Origin of the sequence: Sphingomonas limnosediminicola (assembly GCF_039537965.1) — a bacterium.
In the GTDB taxonomy this organism is placed as follows: domain Bacteria; phylum Pseudomonadota; class Alphaproteobacteria; order Sphingomonadales; family Sphingomonadaceae; genus Sphingomicrobium; species Sphingomicrobium limnosediminicola.
The window spans coordinates 2,500,210-2,513,648 of the sequence record NZ_BAABBM010000001.1; the positions used below are offsets into that span (position 1 = coordinate 2,500,210).

A 13,439-nucleotide genomic window follows, 5' to 3' on the forward strand; every position below is an offset into this window, starting at 1 on the left:
CGCATGGCAAAGTCGATGCACGACGTTTCCGACCGGCGGAACGCGTCGATCCTGATCAACATCAATGGCGAGATGAAACCGCGCGCGGAGGCCGTCGTCTCGGTCTTCGACAGCGGCTTCATGCTTGGCGATGGCGTGTGGGAGGGGCTGCGGCTGCACCGCGGCAGGCTGGGCTTCCTCGACCGCCATCTCGATCGCCTGTTCGAAGGCGCGAAGGCAATCGCGATGGATGTCGGCCTTGGCCGCGAGCAGCTGACGCGGCGGCTCTACGAGACCATCGACGCAAACGGCATGGACGAGGGCGTCCACGTCCGCCTGATGGTCACGCGCGGCGTGCGTTCGACCCCCTATCAGGACCCGCGCGTCGTGGTGACGCCAGCGACGATCGTCATCATCCCAGAATACAAGGAGCCCGATCCTGCGGTTTACGAGCGCGGGCTTAAGCTCTTCACCGTTCATGTCCGGCGCGGCGATCCCGCCGTGCAGGACCAGAAGATCAACTCGCATTCGAAGCTCAATTGCATCCTCGCCTCGGTGCAGGCTACGCAGGCGGGCGCTGACGAAGCGCTAATGTTGGACCCGCACGGCTTCGTCGCCACCTGTAACTCCACGCACTTCTTCATCGTCCGCAAGGGTGAGGTGTGGACGTCCAGCGGCAAATATTGCCTCGGCGGGATCACGCGTGGACTGGCGCTGGAAGTCGCGCGCGACGCCGGCATCCCGGCGATCGAGAACGATTTTTCTCTGACCGACGTCTACGGCGCGGATGAAGCCTTCGTCACCGGCACGTTCGCTGGCATTGTCCCGGTGCGCGAGGTGGATGGCCGCCAACTCGAATGCCGCGGCCCGATGGTCGAGCGCTTGCAAAAGCTATATGCCGAACGGGTTGAACGCGACGCTGCGGAGCAGCCGCGTCCGTGACCAAACGGATCGCGATGTGGTCGGGGCCGCGAAACCTCTCCACCGCGATGATGCGCAGCTTCGGCAGCCGCTCCGACACCTTCGTCACCGACGAGCCATTCTACGGCTGCTTCCTCAAGGACAGTGGCGCTGACCATCCGATGCGCAACGAGATCGTCGAGGAGATGGATTGCGACTGGAGCAGCGTTATCCGCACGCTCAGCGGCGACGCCCCCGACGGTGCGCCCGTCTGGTACCAAAAGCACATGTGGCACCACATGGTCGGGCCGGTCGGATACGAGGATTTCGCCGGCTTTTTCCACGCCTTCCTGATCCGCGAGCCGGAGCGGATGATCGCGTCCTACCTCCGCAAACGCCAGTGTGCGGTGTTCGAGGATTTCGGGCTCGAACGGCAGGCCGAATTCTTTGAGCGCGAGGCTGACCGCCTCGGCCACGCGCCGCCAGTGGTCGATGCCAATGACGTGCTTGGCGATCCAGCTGCCGTTCTGTCGAAGCTGTGCGTGGCGCTGGGCATCGTTTGGGACTCGGCTATGCTAGAGTGGCATAGGGGTCGACGCGAAACGGACGGTCCCTGGGCGCCGCACTGGTACGCGGCGGTTGAGGACAGCACCGGCTTTGGCGCTCCAGAGAAGGAAGCGAGCGACTTGCCACCCGATGCGAAGCGTGTCGCTGATCAATGCAGGCCTTACTATGAGCGATTGGCTAGCCATCGAATTAAGGCATGACCTGCTTTCCGGCGTGCGTCGTTTCCGAGGGTCGCCGCTGGTTGACCCTCGCGTGCCTCACCGCTATGTGGCCGCCGTCCGCGCGAGACGAATCCTGTTCGCTTGGCGCCGGACAGAGCTGAACATTGCTCGAAGACGTGGAGACCGGGTGGCATCAGGCTGCCAGGACTTCACGCTTTTTGCTTTGGGCAAAGTAACCGCCGGGAATGCCGGCAACGAAAGGTGAAGGGCTTCATGCCAACGATTAACCAGCTGATCCGTAAGGGTCGCGATCCGCAGAAGGCCAAGTCGAAGGTCCCTGCGATGGAGCAGAACCCGCAGAAGCGCGGCGTTTGCACCCGCGTCTACACGACGACCCCGAAGAAGCCGAACTCGGCGCTCCGCAAGGTGGCCAAGGTTCGCCTGACCAACCAGCGCGAAGTGATCAGCTATATCCCCGGCGAGGGCCACAACCTGCAGGAGCACAGCGTCGTGCTGATCCGCGGCGGCCGTGTGCGCGACCTTCCGGGCGTCCGCTACCACGTCCTTCGCGGCGTGCTCGACACGCAGGGCGTCAAGGATCGTCGCCAGTCGCGTTCCAAGTACGGCGCGAAGCGTCCTAAGTAATCACGAGAGTAAGCCCCGGGCAGTTTGAAGTCCCGGATCAGGCTGAAGAGAAAGGAATTATCCAATGTCTCGTCGTCGTCGCCCGGAGAAGCGCGAAATCCTTCCCGATCCGAAGTTCGGGGACATCGTCCTGTCGAAGTTCATGAACAGCGTCATGTTGGACGGTAAGAAGTCGGTTGCCGAAGGCATCGTCTATGGCGCCCTTGAAACCGTCGAAACCCGCCTGAAGCGCGAGCCAATCGGCGTTTTCCATGATGCGCTCAACAACGTGAAGCCGGGCATCGAGGTCCGCAGCCGCCGTGTCGGCGGTGCGACCTACCAGGTGCCGGTCGAAGTCCGCCCGGAGCGCGCCCAGGCGCTTGCCATCCGCTGGCTGATCTCGGCAGCGCGTTCGCGTTCTGAGAAGACCATGTCGGGCCGCCTGTCGGGCGAGTTGATGGACGCGTCGCAGAACCGCGGCAATGCCGTGAAGAAGCGCGAAGATACGCACCGCATGGCCGAGGCCAATCGCGCATTCAGCCACTATCGTTGGTAGTCATCCCGGCGGCCACGGCCGCCGGTTGGCGCTGGTAGATATCGTACCTATATCTGGGAGAGCCGGATCCGCCGGCCTCCTACATCGCTAAGGAATTTGTGAAATGGCCCGCAGCCATCCGCTCGAACGCTATCGTAACATCGGCATCATGGCGCACATCGACGCCGGCAAGACGACGACGACCGAGCGCATCCTTTATTACACCGGCAAGTCCTACAAGATCGGCGAAGTCCACGAGGGCACCGCCACGATGGACTGGATGGAGCAAGAGCAAGAGCGCGGGATCACGATCACGTCCGCCGCGACGACCTGTTTTTGGTCGGCGGGCGACGGACCTGAGCACCGGATCAACATCATCGATACGCCGGGCCACGTCGACTTCACCATCGAGGTCGAGCGCTCGCTGCGCGTGCTCGACGGCGCGGTCGCCTGTTTCGACGGCGTTGCCGGCGTTGAGCCGCAGTCTGAGACCGTGTGGCGGCAGGCCGAGAAGTATCGCGTTCCGCGGATGTGCTTCGTCAACAAGCTCGACCGCACGGGTGCGAACTTCGACATGTGCGTGGGCATGATCAAGGATCGCCTGGGCGCTCGCCCGGCGGTTCTTTATCTCCCGATCGGACTCGAGAGCCAGTTCAAGGGCCTAGTCGACCTCGTCGAGAACCGCGCGATCATCTGGCTCGACGAGAGCTTGGGCGCGAAATTCGAATATCAGGAAATTCCGGCGGAGCTTGCGGACGCTGCCGCGACGGCCCGCCAGGAGCTGATCGAGATGGCCGTCGAACAGGACGACAGCGTCATGGAAGCCTATCTCGAAGGCAAGGAGCCTGACACCGCAACGCTGAAGAAGCTGATCCGCAAGGGAACGCTGAACTTCTCGTTCGTGCCGGTGCTGTGCGGCTCGGCGTTCAAGAACAAGGGCGTTCAGCCCCTTCTCGACGCGGTCGTCGACTATCTGCCGAGCCCGCTCGACATTCCGCCGGTCGAGGGCATCAAGCCGGATACGGAAGAGACCGACACGCGCGCGCCGTCCGACGATGCGCCGTTCTCAGCTCTCGCGTTCAAGATCATGAACGACCCGTTCGTCGGTACGCTGACATTCGCGCGAATCTACTCGGGCAAGCTCGAGACTGCGTCGCAGGTCACGAATTCGGTCAAGGACAAGAAGGAAAAGGTTGGCCGCATGCTGCTGATGCATGCCAACGACCGTGAAGACATCCAGGTCGCCTACGCGGGTGACATCGTTGCGCTGGCCGGCCTTAAGGACACCACGACCGGTGACACGTTGTGCGCCGCCAATGCGCCGATCATTCTGGAGCGGATGGAGTTCCCCGATCCGGTCATCGAGGTCGCGGTCGAACCGAAGACCAAGGCCGACCAGGAAAAGATGGGCATCGCGCTTAACCGTCTTGCGCGCGAAGATCCGTCGTTCCGAGTGACAAGCGACCATGAATCGGGTCAGACGATCATCAAGGGGATGGGCGAGCTCCACCTCGAGATTCTCGTCGACCGCATGAAGCGCGAGTTCAAGGTCGAGGCCAATGTCGGCGCGCCGCAGGTCGCCTATCGCGAGTATCTCGCGAAGCCGGTCGATCTGACCTACACTCACAAGAAGCAATCGGGTGGCTCGGGCCAGTTCGGCGAAATCAAGATCAGCGTGATCCCCGGAGAACGCGGATCGGGTTTCCAGTTCTTCGACGAGATCAAGGGCGGCAACGTTCCGAAGGAATATATTCCGTCGGTCGAGAAGGGGCTGCGCGAAACCGCCGAAACGGGTTCACTGATCGGCTTCCCGATCATTGATTTCGAAGTGCACCTGGTCGACGGTAAGTATCACGATGTCGACTCGTCGGCGCTCGCGTTCGAAATCTGTGCACGTGGCGCGATGCGCGAAGCGGCGCAGAAGGCAGGCATCAAGCTGCTTGAGCCGATCATGAAGGTCGAGGTTGTGACGCCGGAAGATTATGTCGGCGACGTCATCGGCGATCTTCTCAGCCGTCGTGGCCAGGTTCAGGGTCAGGATAGCCGGGGCAATGCCAATGCGATCGAAGCGACGGTGCCGCTCGCCAACATGTTCGGCTACGTGAACCAGCTGCGTTCGTTCACTCAGGGGCGCGCGCAGTACACGATGCAGTTCTCGCACTATGATGAGGTACCGAAGAACGTCGCCGACGAGGTGAAGGCGAAGCTAGCGTAAGCGCAAAATTGTAGCTAAGGGCGCGTCCGCGATAAGGGCGGGCCGCCCGAATTCCTTTAATTAGAAGAGGCGTAAAATGGCGAAGGCTAAATTCGAGCGGAACAAGCCGCACTGCAACATCGGCACCATCGGTCACGTCGACCATGGCAAGACGTCGCTGACTGCTGCGATCACCAAGGTGCTGGCTAAGCACGGCGGCGGTGAAGCCGTCGACTTTGCCAACATCGACAAGGCGCCGGAAGAGCGCGAGCGCGGCATCACCATCTCGACCGCTCACGTCGAGTATGAGACCGAGAAGCGTCACTACGCGCACGTCGATTGCCCGGGTCACGCCGACTATGTGAAGAACATGATCACCGGTGCCGCCCAGATGGATGGCGCGATCTTGGTCGTGTCCGCAGCTGACGGCCCGATGCCGCAGACCAAGGAGCACATCCTTCTCGCGGCACAGGTCGGCGTTCCGACCATGGTCGTCTTCCTCAACAAGGTCGACCAGGTTGACGATCCCGAGCTGCTCGAGCTCGTCGAGCTGGAAATCCGCGAGGAGCTTTCGAAGCGCGGCTTCGACGGTGACAACATTCCGATCGTCTCCGGTTCGGCGCTGGCGGTTCTCGAGGATCGCGACGCCAACATTGGCGAAGAGAAGATCATGGAGCTGATGAAGGCCGTGGACGACTGGATCCCGCAACCGGAGCGTCCGCTCGACAAGCCGTTCCTGATGCCGATCGAAGACGTGTTCTCGATCTCGGGCCGCGGCACGGTCGTCACCGGCCGCGTCGAAACCGGCATCATCAAGGTCGGCGAGGAAGTCGAGATCGTCGGCATCCGCGACACCCAGAAGACGGTCGTCACGGGCGTCGAGATGTTCCGCAAGCTGCTCGATCAGGGCCAGGCCGGCGACAACATCGGTGCGTTGCTTCGTGGTGTTGGTCGCGAGGACGTCGAGCGGGGCCAAGTGCTCTGCAAGCCGGGCTCGATCACGCCGCACACCGACTTCCAGGCTGAGGTCTACGTGCTGTCGAAGGACGAGGGTGGCCGTCACACGCCGTTCTTCGCCAACTATCGTCCGCAGTTCTACTTCCGTACGACAGACGTCACCGGAGAGGTTGTTCTCCCCGAGGGCACCGAGATGGTCATGCCGGGCGACAACGTCAGCCTGGGCGTGAAGCTCATCGCTCCGATCGCCATGGACCCGGGTCTCCGCTTCGCAATTCGCGAAGGCGGCCGCACCGTCGGTGCAGGGGTTGTCGGAACGATCTCTAAGTAATATAGGGCGCCAACCGCGCGATTCTGGATCAGGGTCGCGCGGTTCGCTTTTTAGTTTTGGTATTGTTAGCGGGCCGCCGCTTCGGCTTCGGCACGCAGGCTCTTTCGCATCGGTAGGGACATGGAAACGCAGAATATCCGGATTCGTCTGAAGGCTTTCGATCATCGAGTGCTTGACCAGGCGACTGGCGACATCGCCGATACGGCTCGCCGCACGGGTGCTCTCATTCGCGGTCCCATTCCCCTTCCGACGCGCATCGAGAAGTTCACCGTCAACCGTTCGCCGCACGTTGACAAGAAGTCGCGCGAGCAGTTCGAGGTGAGGACCTACAAGCGGCTGCTCGACATCGTGCAGCCGACGCCGCAGACGGTCGACGCGCTGATGAAGCTCGATCTCGCTGCCGGCGTGGACGTTGAGATCAAACTGGCTTAACCGGCCAGCGCGGGCTCAAGGGTCTGCGGAAATTGGGTGATACCGCCGGAGGTTAGCTCCGGGCTGCGTCCCCGCCGTTCCTTCGGGAGCACTAGCCCAGGCGGGGCACGCAAAACATTTGATGGGCTTCACGCACCCGGGGATTGGCCCCGTGTGCCTCTGTTGAGGAGTATTTGATCATGCGCACCGGCGTGATCGCGAAGAAGGTCGGAATGACCCGCTTGTTCCAGGCGGACGGTCGGCATGTGCCGGTTACCGTTCTCCAGCTGGAAGAGCTGCAGGTCGTCGGCCGCCGCGAAATGGATAGGGACGGCTACACCGCCGTCCAGCTCGGCGCGGGCAAGGCGAAGTCGAAGAACGTCGCCAAGCCGCAGCGCACTGCATTCGGCAAGGTCGAAGTCGAGCCCAAGGCGAGGGTCGCCGAGTTCCGCGTCGCTGAAGACGCGCTGCTCGACGTTGGCGCGCTCATCAGCGCGGACCACTTCGTTCCGGGTCAGCTGGTCGACGTTGCCGGCGTTACGCAGGGCAAGGGCTTTGCCGGCGCCATGAAGCGCTGGAACTTCGGCGGTCTGCGCGCCACGCACGGCGTTTCCGTCTCGCACCGATCGCACGGTTCGACCGGTAACCGCCAGGATCCGGGCCGCGTCTTCAAGAACAAGAAGATGGCCGGTCACATGGGCGCGCGTAACCGCACGCAGCAGAACCTCGAGATCGTCCGCACGGACCCGATCCGCGGCCTGCTGTTCGTCAAGGGCTCGGTCCCGGGCCACAAGGGCGCGTGGCTGAGCGTCACGGATGCCATCAAGCTTCCGCGTCACGAGAGCGCGCCGTACCCGGCGGGTCTGATCGACACGAAAGCGAAGATCGACGAATCCGAACTGCCTGTCGCTGGCCTGGTCGACGATGCGGCCGTCCACGAAATCCCGGCGCTCCCGAGCGACGAGGAAGTGGCGGCGATCGCGGCTGAGCAGGAAGCCGGCGCCGCGGCCGAGGCTGAGGCCGAAGCGGCTGCAGAGAATGAAGCCCCGGCGGAAGAGTCCAAGTCTGACGCCAAGGGCTCGGCCGACGAGAGCAAGGAAAGCTAAGATGAAGGTCAAGGTACAGACCCTCGACGCCAAGGCTGGCGGCGACATCGAGCTCAACGACGAGATTTTCGCCGTCGAGCCGCGCGCCGACATCCTTCACCGCGTCGTCACCTGGCAGCTCATCAACCGTCGTGCTCCGGCGCGCGCGGCTCGTGAGCGCAGCGATGTTGCCCGCACCGGCAAGAAGTTCGGTCGCCAGAAGGGCGGCGGTACGGCTCGTCACGGCGATCGTCGCGCCCCGATCTTCATCGGCGGCGGCAAGGCCCACGGCCCGCGCGCCCGGGTGTTCAGCGCATCGCTCAACAAGAAGGTTCGCGCACTCGGCCTGAAGATGGCGCTTTCGTCGAAGGCTCGCGACGGCAACTTGGTTGTCCTCGACAACCTCGACGTCGCCGAGGGCAAGACGAAGGTCCTTCGCGATCAGCTCGGCAAGCTTGGCTTCGGCAAGACTGCGCTGGTGATCGACGGTGACGCGCTCAACGTCGGCTTCGCCCGCGCGTCGTCGAACCTCGGGAGCGTCAACCTGCTCCCGGCGATGGGCGCCAATGTTTACGACATCATGCGGCACGACACGCTGGTCCTGACCCGCGCGGCCGTCGAGAAGCTGGAGGCCCGTTTCAATGGCTAAGAAGCCGCAGCCGGCAGCCCCAGAGGTTCGCCATTTCGATATCGTGCTCGCGCCGCACATCACCGAGAAGTCGACGCTCCTGTCGGAATCGAACTCGGTCGTGTTCAAGGTCGCGCCGCGCGCCACCAAGCCGGAGATCAAGGCGGCGGTTGAAGCGCTGTTCGGCGTCAGCGTCGTCAGTGTGAACACGCTCACGTCCAAGGGCAAGACCAAGAAGTGGAAAGGTCGTCCCTACCAACGTTCGGACGTCAAGAAGGCTATCGTTCGCCTGGCCGAGGGCCAGTCGATCGACATCACTGAAGGGGCTCGGAGCTAATGGCTCTCAAGCAATATAAGCCGACCTCCCCGGCCCGCCGCGGCCTGATCCTGGTCGACAAGTCGGCGCTGTGGAAGGGCAAGCCCGTCAAGGCGCTGACCGAAGGCAAGCGCAAGACCGGTGGCCGCAACAACAAGGGCCATGTGACCTCGCGCGGTATCGCCGGCGGTCACAAACAGAAGTACCGCTACATCGATTTCAAGCGCCGTACCTGGGACGTCGCTGCGACGGTTGAGCGGCTCGAGTACGACCCTAACCGGTCGGCGTTCATCGCGCTCGTGACCTACGAGGGCGGCGAGCAGGCCTACATCATCGCGCCGCAGCGTCTTGCGCCGGGTGACAAGGTTGTCGCCGGCAAGAAGGTCGACGTGAAGCCGGGCAATGCGATGGAAATTGGCCAGATGCCCGTCGGAACCATCGTGCACAACGTGGAGCTGAAGCCGGGCAAGGGCGGCCAGATCGCCCGCGCGGCAGGCACCTATGTGCAGGTCGTCGGACGCGATCGCGGCATGGTCATCGTCAGGCTGAATTCAGGCGAGCAGCGCTATGTGCGCTCCGACTGCATGGCGACGGTTGGCGCGGTGTCGAACCCCGACAACGCGAACCAGACGCTCGCCAAGGCCGGCCGCACCCGTTGGCTCGGCAAGCGCCCGCTGACCCGCGGCGTCGCCAAGAACCCGGTCGACCACCCCCACGGCGGCGGTGAAGGCCGGACCTCGGGCGGCCGCCATCCGGTTACCCCGTGGGGCAAGCCGACCAAGGGTGCTCGCACCCGTCACAACAAGGCGACGGACAAGTTCATCATCCGCAGCCGTCACGCGAAGAAGAAGGGTTAATCCATGGCCCGTTCCATCTGGAAAGGTCCGTTCGTCGAGCTTTCGCTTTTGAAGAAGGCGGAAGCTGCTCAGGACAAGGGCGGCCGCGCGCCGATCAAGACCTGGTCGCGACGCTCAACGATCTTGCCGCAGTTCGTCGGCCTGACTTTCAATGTCTACAACGGCCGCAAGTTCGTGCCGGTGTCGGTCAACGAAGACATGGTCGGAATGAAGCTCGGTGAATTTGCACCGACCCGCTTCTTCCCGGGCCACGCCTCCGACAAGAAGGGCAAGCGCTAATGGGCAAGCAGGCTGCACCCCGTAAGGTGGGCGACAAGGAAGCGCTGGCCGTCGGCAACACGATCCGTGGTTCCGCGCGCAAGCTGAACCTCGTCGCGACCCTGATCCGCGGCCGCAAGGTCGAGGAAGCGCTCAACATCCTGAAGTTCAGCCCGAAGGGCATGAGCGAGGATGTCTACAAGGTCCTCGCGTCGGCGGTCGCCAATGCCGAGAACAACCACAACCTCGACGTCGACGCCCTCGTCGTGTCGGAGGCGAGTGTCGGCAAGTCGATCTCGATGAAGCGCTTTGCGACCCGCGCCCGCGGCCGCTCGGCGCGGATCGTCAAGCCGTTCAGCCGTGTCCGCATCGTCGTCCGCGAGCAGGAAGAAGCGTAATGGGTCAGAAATCGTCTCCTGTCGGGCTTCGCCTGCAGATCAATCGTACCTGGGACAGCCGCTGGTTCGCGGAAGGCCAGGATTACGGCCGTCTGCTGCTCGAAGACCTGAAGATTCGCCGCACCATCATCGAGAAGCTGCCCCAGGCCGCCATCTCGAAGGTCGTGATTGAGCGTCCCGCCAAGATCTGTCGCATCTCGATCTATGCCGCTCGTCCGGGCGTCATCATCGGCAAGAAGGGCGCGGACATCGAGAAGCTCAAGAAGGAACTCGGCAAGATGACGAGCTCCGAGGTGAGCCTCAACATCGTCGAGATCCGCAAGCCCGAGATCGACGCCAAGCTCGTCGCGCAGGGTGTTGCCGACCAGCTCGAGCGCCGCATCGCTTTCCGCCGCGCCATGAAGCGTGCCGTTCAGTCGGCGCTGCGTCTCGGTGCTGAAGGCATCCGCATTACCTGCGCCGGCCGTCTGGGCGGCGCGGAGATCGCGCGCACCGAGTGGTATCGCGAAGGCCGCGTTCCGCTGCACACGCTGCGCGGTAACGTCGATTACGCCGAGGCCGAAGCGCACACCGCTTACGGCGTCTGCGGCGTCAAGGTCTGGGTCTTCAAGGGCGAGATTCTCGGCCACGACCCGCTCGCGCAGGACCGACTGATGATGGAGGCTCAGACCTCCGGCGTCCGTCCGGCCCGCGAAGAGCGCGGCAACCGGTAAGCGCGAAGGATAGTAAGACATGCTGCAACCTAAGCGCACCAAGTTCCGCAAGGCCTTCAAGGGCCGCATCCACGGCAACGCCAAGGGTGGGACCGAGCTCAACTTCGGCGCCTTTGGCCTCAAGGCCATGGAGCCGGAGCGGATCACCGCGCGCCAGATCGAGGCGGCTCGCCGCGCGATCACGCGTCACATCAAGCGCTCCGGGCGCTTGTGGATCCGCATCTTCCCGGACGTTCCGGTCAGCTCGAAGCCGGCCGAAGTTCGCATGGGCTCGGGCAAGGGCTCGCCTGAGTTCTGGGTCGCTCGCGTGAAGCCGGGCCGCATCCTGTTCGAGCTCGACGGCGTCCCCGGCCACCTCGCCAAGACCGCTTTCGAGCGTGCGGCGGAGAAGCTGCCGATTAAGACGAAGGTCGTGGCTCGCCTGGGCGAGTCTCTGGCCGGAGAGGAAAAGTAAGATGGCCGCCAAGAAGGCTAAGAAGGGCGACCTGAACGTCGCCACCGACGACCAGCTGCAGACGCAGCTGCTCGACCTGAAGCGCGAGCAGTTCAACCTGCGCTTCCAGTCGGCGACCAACCAGCTCGAGAAGCCGTCGCGGGTGCGCGAGGTGCGCCGCACCATCGCCCGCATCAAGACGCTTCAGCACCAGCGCGCCCGCGCCGCCGAACCGGCGCAGGGTTGAGGAGAAGATAGGAATGCCAAAGCGCGTCCTCACCGGCACCGTGGTGTCCGACAAGGGTGAAAAGACGGTGGTGGTCCGTGTCGAGCGTCGGGTGAAGCACCCGCTGTACGGCAAGATTATCAAGCTGTCGAAGAAGTACCACGCTCACGACGCGGCCAATGAGTTCCACGTCGGCGAGGTCGTTCGCATCGAAGAATGCGCTCCGATCTCGAAGCTGAAGACGTGGACGGTCGTCGATCGCATTGGCGTGGCCAGGGCCCAGAAGTCGGACATCGCCGACGTCGAAGCCGTCAGCCCGCAGGTCGAGAATTCGCAGCCGGCTGAAGAGAAGGCCGAAAAGCCCGCCAAGAAGCCGTCGAAGAAGGCCAAGGCCGACGACGTCGCCGAAGCGGAAGCCTGAGAAGTTTTTGAGAGGATAAGGGTCGAACCATGATCCAGATGCAGTCCAACCTGGACGTTGCGGACAACAGCGGTGCGAAGCGCGTTCAGTGCATCAAGGTGCTGGGCGGCTCCAAGCGCCGCGTTGCCGGCGTTGGCGACATCATCGTCGTCAGCGTCAAGGAAGCCGCGCCGCGTGGCCGCGTGAAGAAGGGCGACGTTCACCGCGCGGTGATCGTTCGTACCGCCAAGGACATCCGCCGTCCCGACGGTTCGGTGATCCGCTTTGATTCCAATGCGGCCGTGCTGGTCAACAAGAATGAGGAGCCGATCGGCACCCGTATCTTTGGCCCGGTCGTCCGTGAGCTTCGTGCGCGCAAGCACATGAAGATCATCAGCCTTGCGCCGGAGGTCCTGTAATCATGGCCGCTTCGAAGATCCGCAAGGGCGACACGGTCGTCATCCTGTCGGGCAAGGACAAGGGCAAGACGGGCGAAGTCGTCCGCTCGATCCCGAAGGATAACAAGGTCGTGGTGTCGGGCGTGAATGTTCATGCGCGCCATCGCAAGGCGTCGCAAACGAACCCGCAGGGCGGGATCGAGCGCAAGGAAGCGCCGCTTCACGTGTCGAACGTCGCGATCGCCGACCCGAAGACGGGCAAGGCGACCCGCGTGCGCTTCGAGGAGCGCGACGGCAAGAAGGTCCGCGTCGCGGCCAAGTCCGGAGAGCTGATCAATGGCTGACGAAAAGAACGAACAGCAGGTCGAGAACGCTGAGGTCGAGAAGACCGAAGCGGCACCTGCGGCTGCCGAGAAGGCGCCCAAGGCTGAGAAGGCCGCTGCTGCGCCCAAGGCCGAGAAATCGAAGAAGGCGGCGAAGACCGAAGGCTACACGCCGCGGCTTCGGACCGACTACGACGATCGCATCGTCCCGGCGATGATCGAAAAGTTCGGCTACAAGAACAAGTTCGAGGTGCCGAGGCTCGACAAGATCGTCATCAACATGGGCGTTGGTGAAGCGACCCAGGACAAGAAGAAGGTCGAGACGGCCGCTGCGGAGCTGCAGCAGATTGCCGGCCAGAAGCCGGTCATCACCAAGGCCAAGAAGTCGATCGCGCAGTTCAAGCTGCGTGAGGGCATGCCGATCGGCTGCAAGGTTACGCTCCGCCGCGAGCGTATGTACGAGTTCCTCGATCGTCTGGTGACGATCGCGCTCCCCCGCGTCCGCGATTTCCGCGGGCTGAATGCCAAGTCGTTCGACGGCCGCGGCAACTACGCGATGGGGCTCAAGGAGCAGATCATCTTCCCCGAGATCAATTACGATCAGATCGACAAGGTCCGGGGAATGGACGTCATCGTAACCACCACCGCGAAGACGGATGAAGAGGCGCGCGAGCTGCTGCGCCTGTTCAACTTCCCCTTCCCGGCAGAGGAACAGCGGCAGGCCGCGTAAGCGGTCTGCCCTTTA

Annotated in this window: 19 protein-coding genes and 1 pseudogene; all 20 read left to right on the forward strand. The window is 63.2% G+C overall.

The window, feature by feature from the left end:
- Positions 1–3: 3 nt before the first annotated feature.
- The 20 genes and pseudogenes from ABD704_RS12785 to rplE all read left to right on the forward strand — a co-directional run bounded on the left by ABD704_RS12785 (position 4) and on the right by rplE (position 13,424).
- Positions 4–921: an aminotransferase class IV gene (locus tag ABD704_RS12785; protein ID WP_344700082.1), complete on the forward strand. Its 918-nt coding sequence runs from the start codon at positions 4–6 to the stop codon at positions 919–921.
- The gene (locus tag ABD704_RS12790; protein WP_344700083.1) at positions 918–1,646 is read left to right on the forward strand and encodes a sulfotransferase-like domain-containing protein; all 729 of its coding nucleotides are present in this window, start codon (positions 918–920) and stop codon (positions 1,644–1,646) included. The genes ABD704_RS12785 and ABD704_RS12790 overlap by 4 nt, the downstream gene beginning before the upstream one ends.
- Before the next feature lie 234 nt (positions 1,647–1,880).
- A complete protein-coding gene (gene rpsL / locus ABD704_RS12795) occupies positions 1,881–2,252 on the forward strand; it encodes a 30S ribosomal protein S12 (RefSeq protein WP_187541387.1) in 372 nt (123 codons plus the stop codon).
- Positions 2,253–2,316: 64 nt separating this feature from the next.
- Positions 2,317–2,787 carry a 30S ribosomal protein S7 gene (rpsG, locus tag ABD704_RS12800; RefSeq protein WP_344700084.1) on the forward strand — a complete coding sequence of 157 codons (471 nt, stop codon included), beginning with the start codon at positions 2,317–2,319 and terminating at the stop codon, positions 2,785–2,787.
- A 103-nt stretch (positions 2,788–2,890) separates the two neighbouring features.
- Positions 2,891–4,981: an elongation factor G gene (fusA, locus tag ABD704_RS12805; RefSeq protein WP_344700085.1), complete on the forward strand. Its 2,091-nt coding sequence runs from the start codon at positions 2,891–2,893 to the stop codon at positions 4,979–4,981.
- Between the two features lie 76 nt (positions 4,982–5,057).
- Positions 5,058–6,248, forward strand: coding sequence for an elongation factor Tu (gene tuf / locus ABD704_RS12810; protein ID WP_344700086.1), 1,191 nt, complete (start codon positions 5,058–5,060; stop codon positions 6,246–6,248).
- Between the two features lie 120 nt (positions 6,249–6,368).
- Complete coding sequence (rpsJ, locus tag ABD704_RS12815) at positions 6,369–6,680, forward strand: 30S ribosomal protein S10 (protein WP_028969184.1); 312 nt, start codon at positions 6,369–6,371, stop codon at positions 6,678–6,680.
- Positions 6,681–6,859: 179 nt separating this feature from the next.
- On the forward strand, positions 6,860–7,765 hold the full coding sequence (gene rplC / locus ABD704_RS12820) for a 50S ribosomal protein L3 (RefSeq protein ID WP_344700087.1): 906 nt from the start codon (positions 6,860–6,862) through the stop codon (positions 7,763–7,765).
- A gap of 1 nt (position 7,766) precedes the next feature.
- Positions 7,767–8,393, forward strand: coding sequence for a 50S ribosomal protein L4 (rplD, locus tag ABD704_RS12825; protein ID WP_344700089.1), 627 nt, complete (start codon positions 7,767–7,769; stop codon positions 8,391–8,393).
- Positions 8,386–8,709: a 50S ribosomal protein L23 gene (locus ABD704_RS12830; protein WP_344700090.1), complete on the forward strand. Its 324-nt coding sequence runs from the start codon at positions 8,386–8,388 to the stop codon at positions 8,707–8,709. Before rplD ends, ABD704_RS12830 begins: the two co-directional genes overlap by 8 nt.
- Positions 8,709–9,545 (forward strand): 50S ribosomal protein L2, encoded by an 837-nt coding sequence (gene rplB, locus ABD704_RS12835; RefSeq protein ID WP_344700091.1) that lies wholly within the window; start codon positions 8,709–8,711, stop codon positions 9,543–9,545. The genes ABD704_RS12830 and rplB overlap by 1 nt, the downstream gene beginning before the upstream one ends.
- A 3-nt stretch (positions 9,546–9,548) precedes the next feature.
- Positions 9,549–9,824 (forward strand): 30S ribosomal protein S19, encoded by a 276-nt coding sequence (gene rpsS, locus ABD704_RS12840; protein ID WP_249904866.1) that lies wholly within the window; start codon positions 9,549–9,551, stop codon positions 9,822–9,824.
- On the forward strand, positions 9,824–10,201 hold the full coding sequence (rplV, locus tag ABD704_RS12845; RefSeq protein ID WP_344700092.1) for a 50S ribosomal protein L22: 378 nt from the start codon (positions 9,824–9,826) through the stop codon (positions 10,199–10,201). The genes rpsS and rplV overlap by 1 nt, the downstream gene beginning before the upstream one ends.
- Entirely contained in the window at positions 10,201–10,914 is a 714-nt protein-coding gene (rpsC, locus tag ABD704_RS12850) for a 30S ribosomal protein S3 (protein WP_344700093.1), read from the forward strand. The genes rplV and rpsC overlap by 1 nt, the downstream gene beginning before the upstream one ends.
- A gap of 19 nt (positions 10,915–10,933) precedes the next feature.
- Positions 10,934–11,368, forward strand: a complete 435-nt coding sequence (gene rplP / locus ABD704_RS12855) for a 50S ribosomal protein L16 (RefSeq protein ID WP_344700094.1) — start codon at positions 10,934–10,936, stop codon at positions 11,366–11,368.
- Between the two features lies 1 nt (position 11,369).
- Positions 11,370–11,594 carry a 50S ribosomal protein L29 gene (gene rpmC / locus ABD704_RS12860; RefSeq protein ID WP_344700095.1) on the forward strand — a complete coding sequence of 75 codons (225 nt, stop codon included), beginning with the start codon at positions 11,370–11,372 and terminating at the stop codon, positions 11,592–11,594.
- A 13-nt stretch (positions 11,595–11,607) separates the two neighbouring features.
- A pseudogene (rpsQ, locus tag ABD704_RS12865) lies at positions 11,608–11,853 on the forward strand (30S ribosomal protein S17); the annotation flags it as partial.
- A gap of 170 nt (positions 11,854–12,023) precedes the next feature.
- Positions 12,024–12,392: a 50S ribosomal protein L14 gene (gene rplN, locus ABD704_RS12870; protein ID WP_126718414.1), complete on the forward strand. Its 369-nt coding sequence runs from the start codon at positions 12,024–12,026 to the stop codon at positions 12,390–12,392.
- Positions 12,393–12,394: 2 nt separating this feature from the next.
- Positions 12,395–12,715 (forward strand): 50S ribosomal protein L24, encoded by a 321-nt coding sequence (gene rplX, locus ABD704_RS12875; protein WP_344700096.1) that lies wholly within the window; start codon positions 12,395–12,397, stop codon positions 12,713–12,715.
- Complete coding sequence (gene rplE, locus ABD704_RS12880) at positions 12,708–13,424, forward strand: 50S ribosomal protein L5 (protein WP_344700097.1); 717 nt, start codon at positions 12,708–12,710, stop codon at positions 13,422–13,424. Before rplX ends, rplE begins: the two co-directional genes overlap by 8 nt.
- Positions 13,425–13,439: the final 15 nt, after the last annotated feature.

Coding starts and splice junctions, on each gene's coding strand:
- rplE (WP_344700097.1), top strand. CDS start 12,708: ATGGCTGACGAAAAGAACGAACAGCAGGTCGAGAACGCTGAGGTCGAG.
- rplX (WP_344700096.1), top strand. CDS start 12,395: ATGGCCGCTTCGAAGATCCGCAAGGGCGACACGGTCGTCATCCTGTCG.
- rplV (WP_344700092.1), top strand. CDS start 9,824: ATGGGCAAGCAGGCTGCACCCCGTAAGGTGGGCGACAAGGAAGCGCTG.
- rplB (WP_344700091.1), top strand. CDS start 8,709: ATGGCTCTCAAGCAATATAAGCCGACCTCCCCGGCCCGCCGCGGCCTG.
- rpsC (WP_344700093.1), top strand. CDS start 10,201: ATGGGTCAGAAATCGTCTCCTGTCGGGCTTCGCCTGCAGATCAATCGT.
- ABD704_RS12785 (WP_344700082.1), top strand. CDS start 4: ATGGCAAAGTCGATGCACGACGTTTCCGACCGGCGGAACGCGTCGATC.
- rpsL (WP_187541387.1), top strand. CDS start 1,881: ATGCCAACGATTAACCAGCTGATCCGTAAGGGTCGCGATCCGCAGAAG.
- tuf (WP_344700086.1), top strand. CDS start 5,058: ATGGCGAAGGCTAAATTCGAGCGGAACAAGCCGCACTGCAACATCGGC.
- fusA (WP_344700085.1), top strand. CDS start 2,891: ATGGCCCGCAGCCATCCGCTCGAACGCTATCGTAACATCGGCATCATG.
- rpmC (WP_344700095.1), top strand. CDS start 11,370: ATGGCCGCCAAGAAGGCTAAGAAGGGCGACCTGAACGTCGCCACCGAC.
- rpsG (WP_344700084.1), top strand. CDS start 2,317: ATGTCTCGTCGTCGTCGCCCGGAGAAGCGCGAAATCCTTCCCGATCCG.
- rplC (WP_344700087.1), top strand. CDS start 6,860: ATGCGCACCGGCGTGATCGCGAAGAAGGTCGGAATGACCCGCTTGTTC.
- rplD (WP_344700089.1), top strand. CDS start 7,767: ATGAAGGTCAAGGTACAGACCCTCGACGCCAAGGCTGGCGGCGACATC.
- rplP (WP_344700094.1), top strand. CDS start 10,934: ATGCTGCAACCTAAGCGCACCAAGTTCCGCAAGGCCTTCAAGGGCCGC.
- rpsS (WP_249904866.1), top strand. CDS start 9,549: ATGGCCCGTTCCATCTGGAAAGGTCCGTTCGTCGAGCTTTCGCTTTTG.
- rplN (WP_126718414.1), top strand. CDS start 12,024: ATGATCCAGATGCAGTCCAACCTGGACGTTGCGGACAACAGCGGTGCG.
- rpsJ (WP_028969184.1), top strand. CDS start 6,369: ATGGAAACGCAGAATATCCGGATTCGTCTGAAGGCTTTCGATCATCGA.
- ABD704_RS12830 (WP_344700090.1), top strand. CDS start 8,386: ATGGCTAAGAAGCCGCAGCCGGCAGCCCCAGAGGTTCGCCATTTCGAT.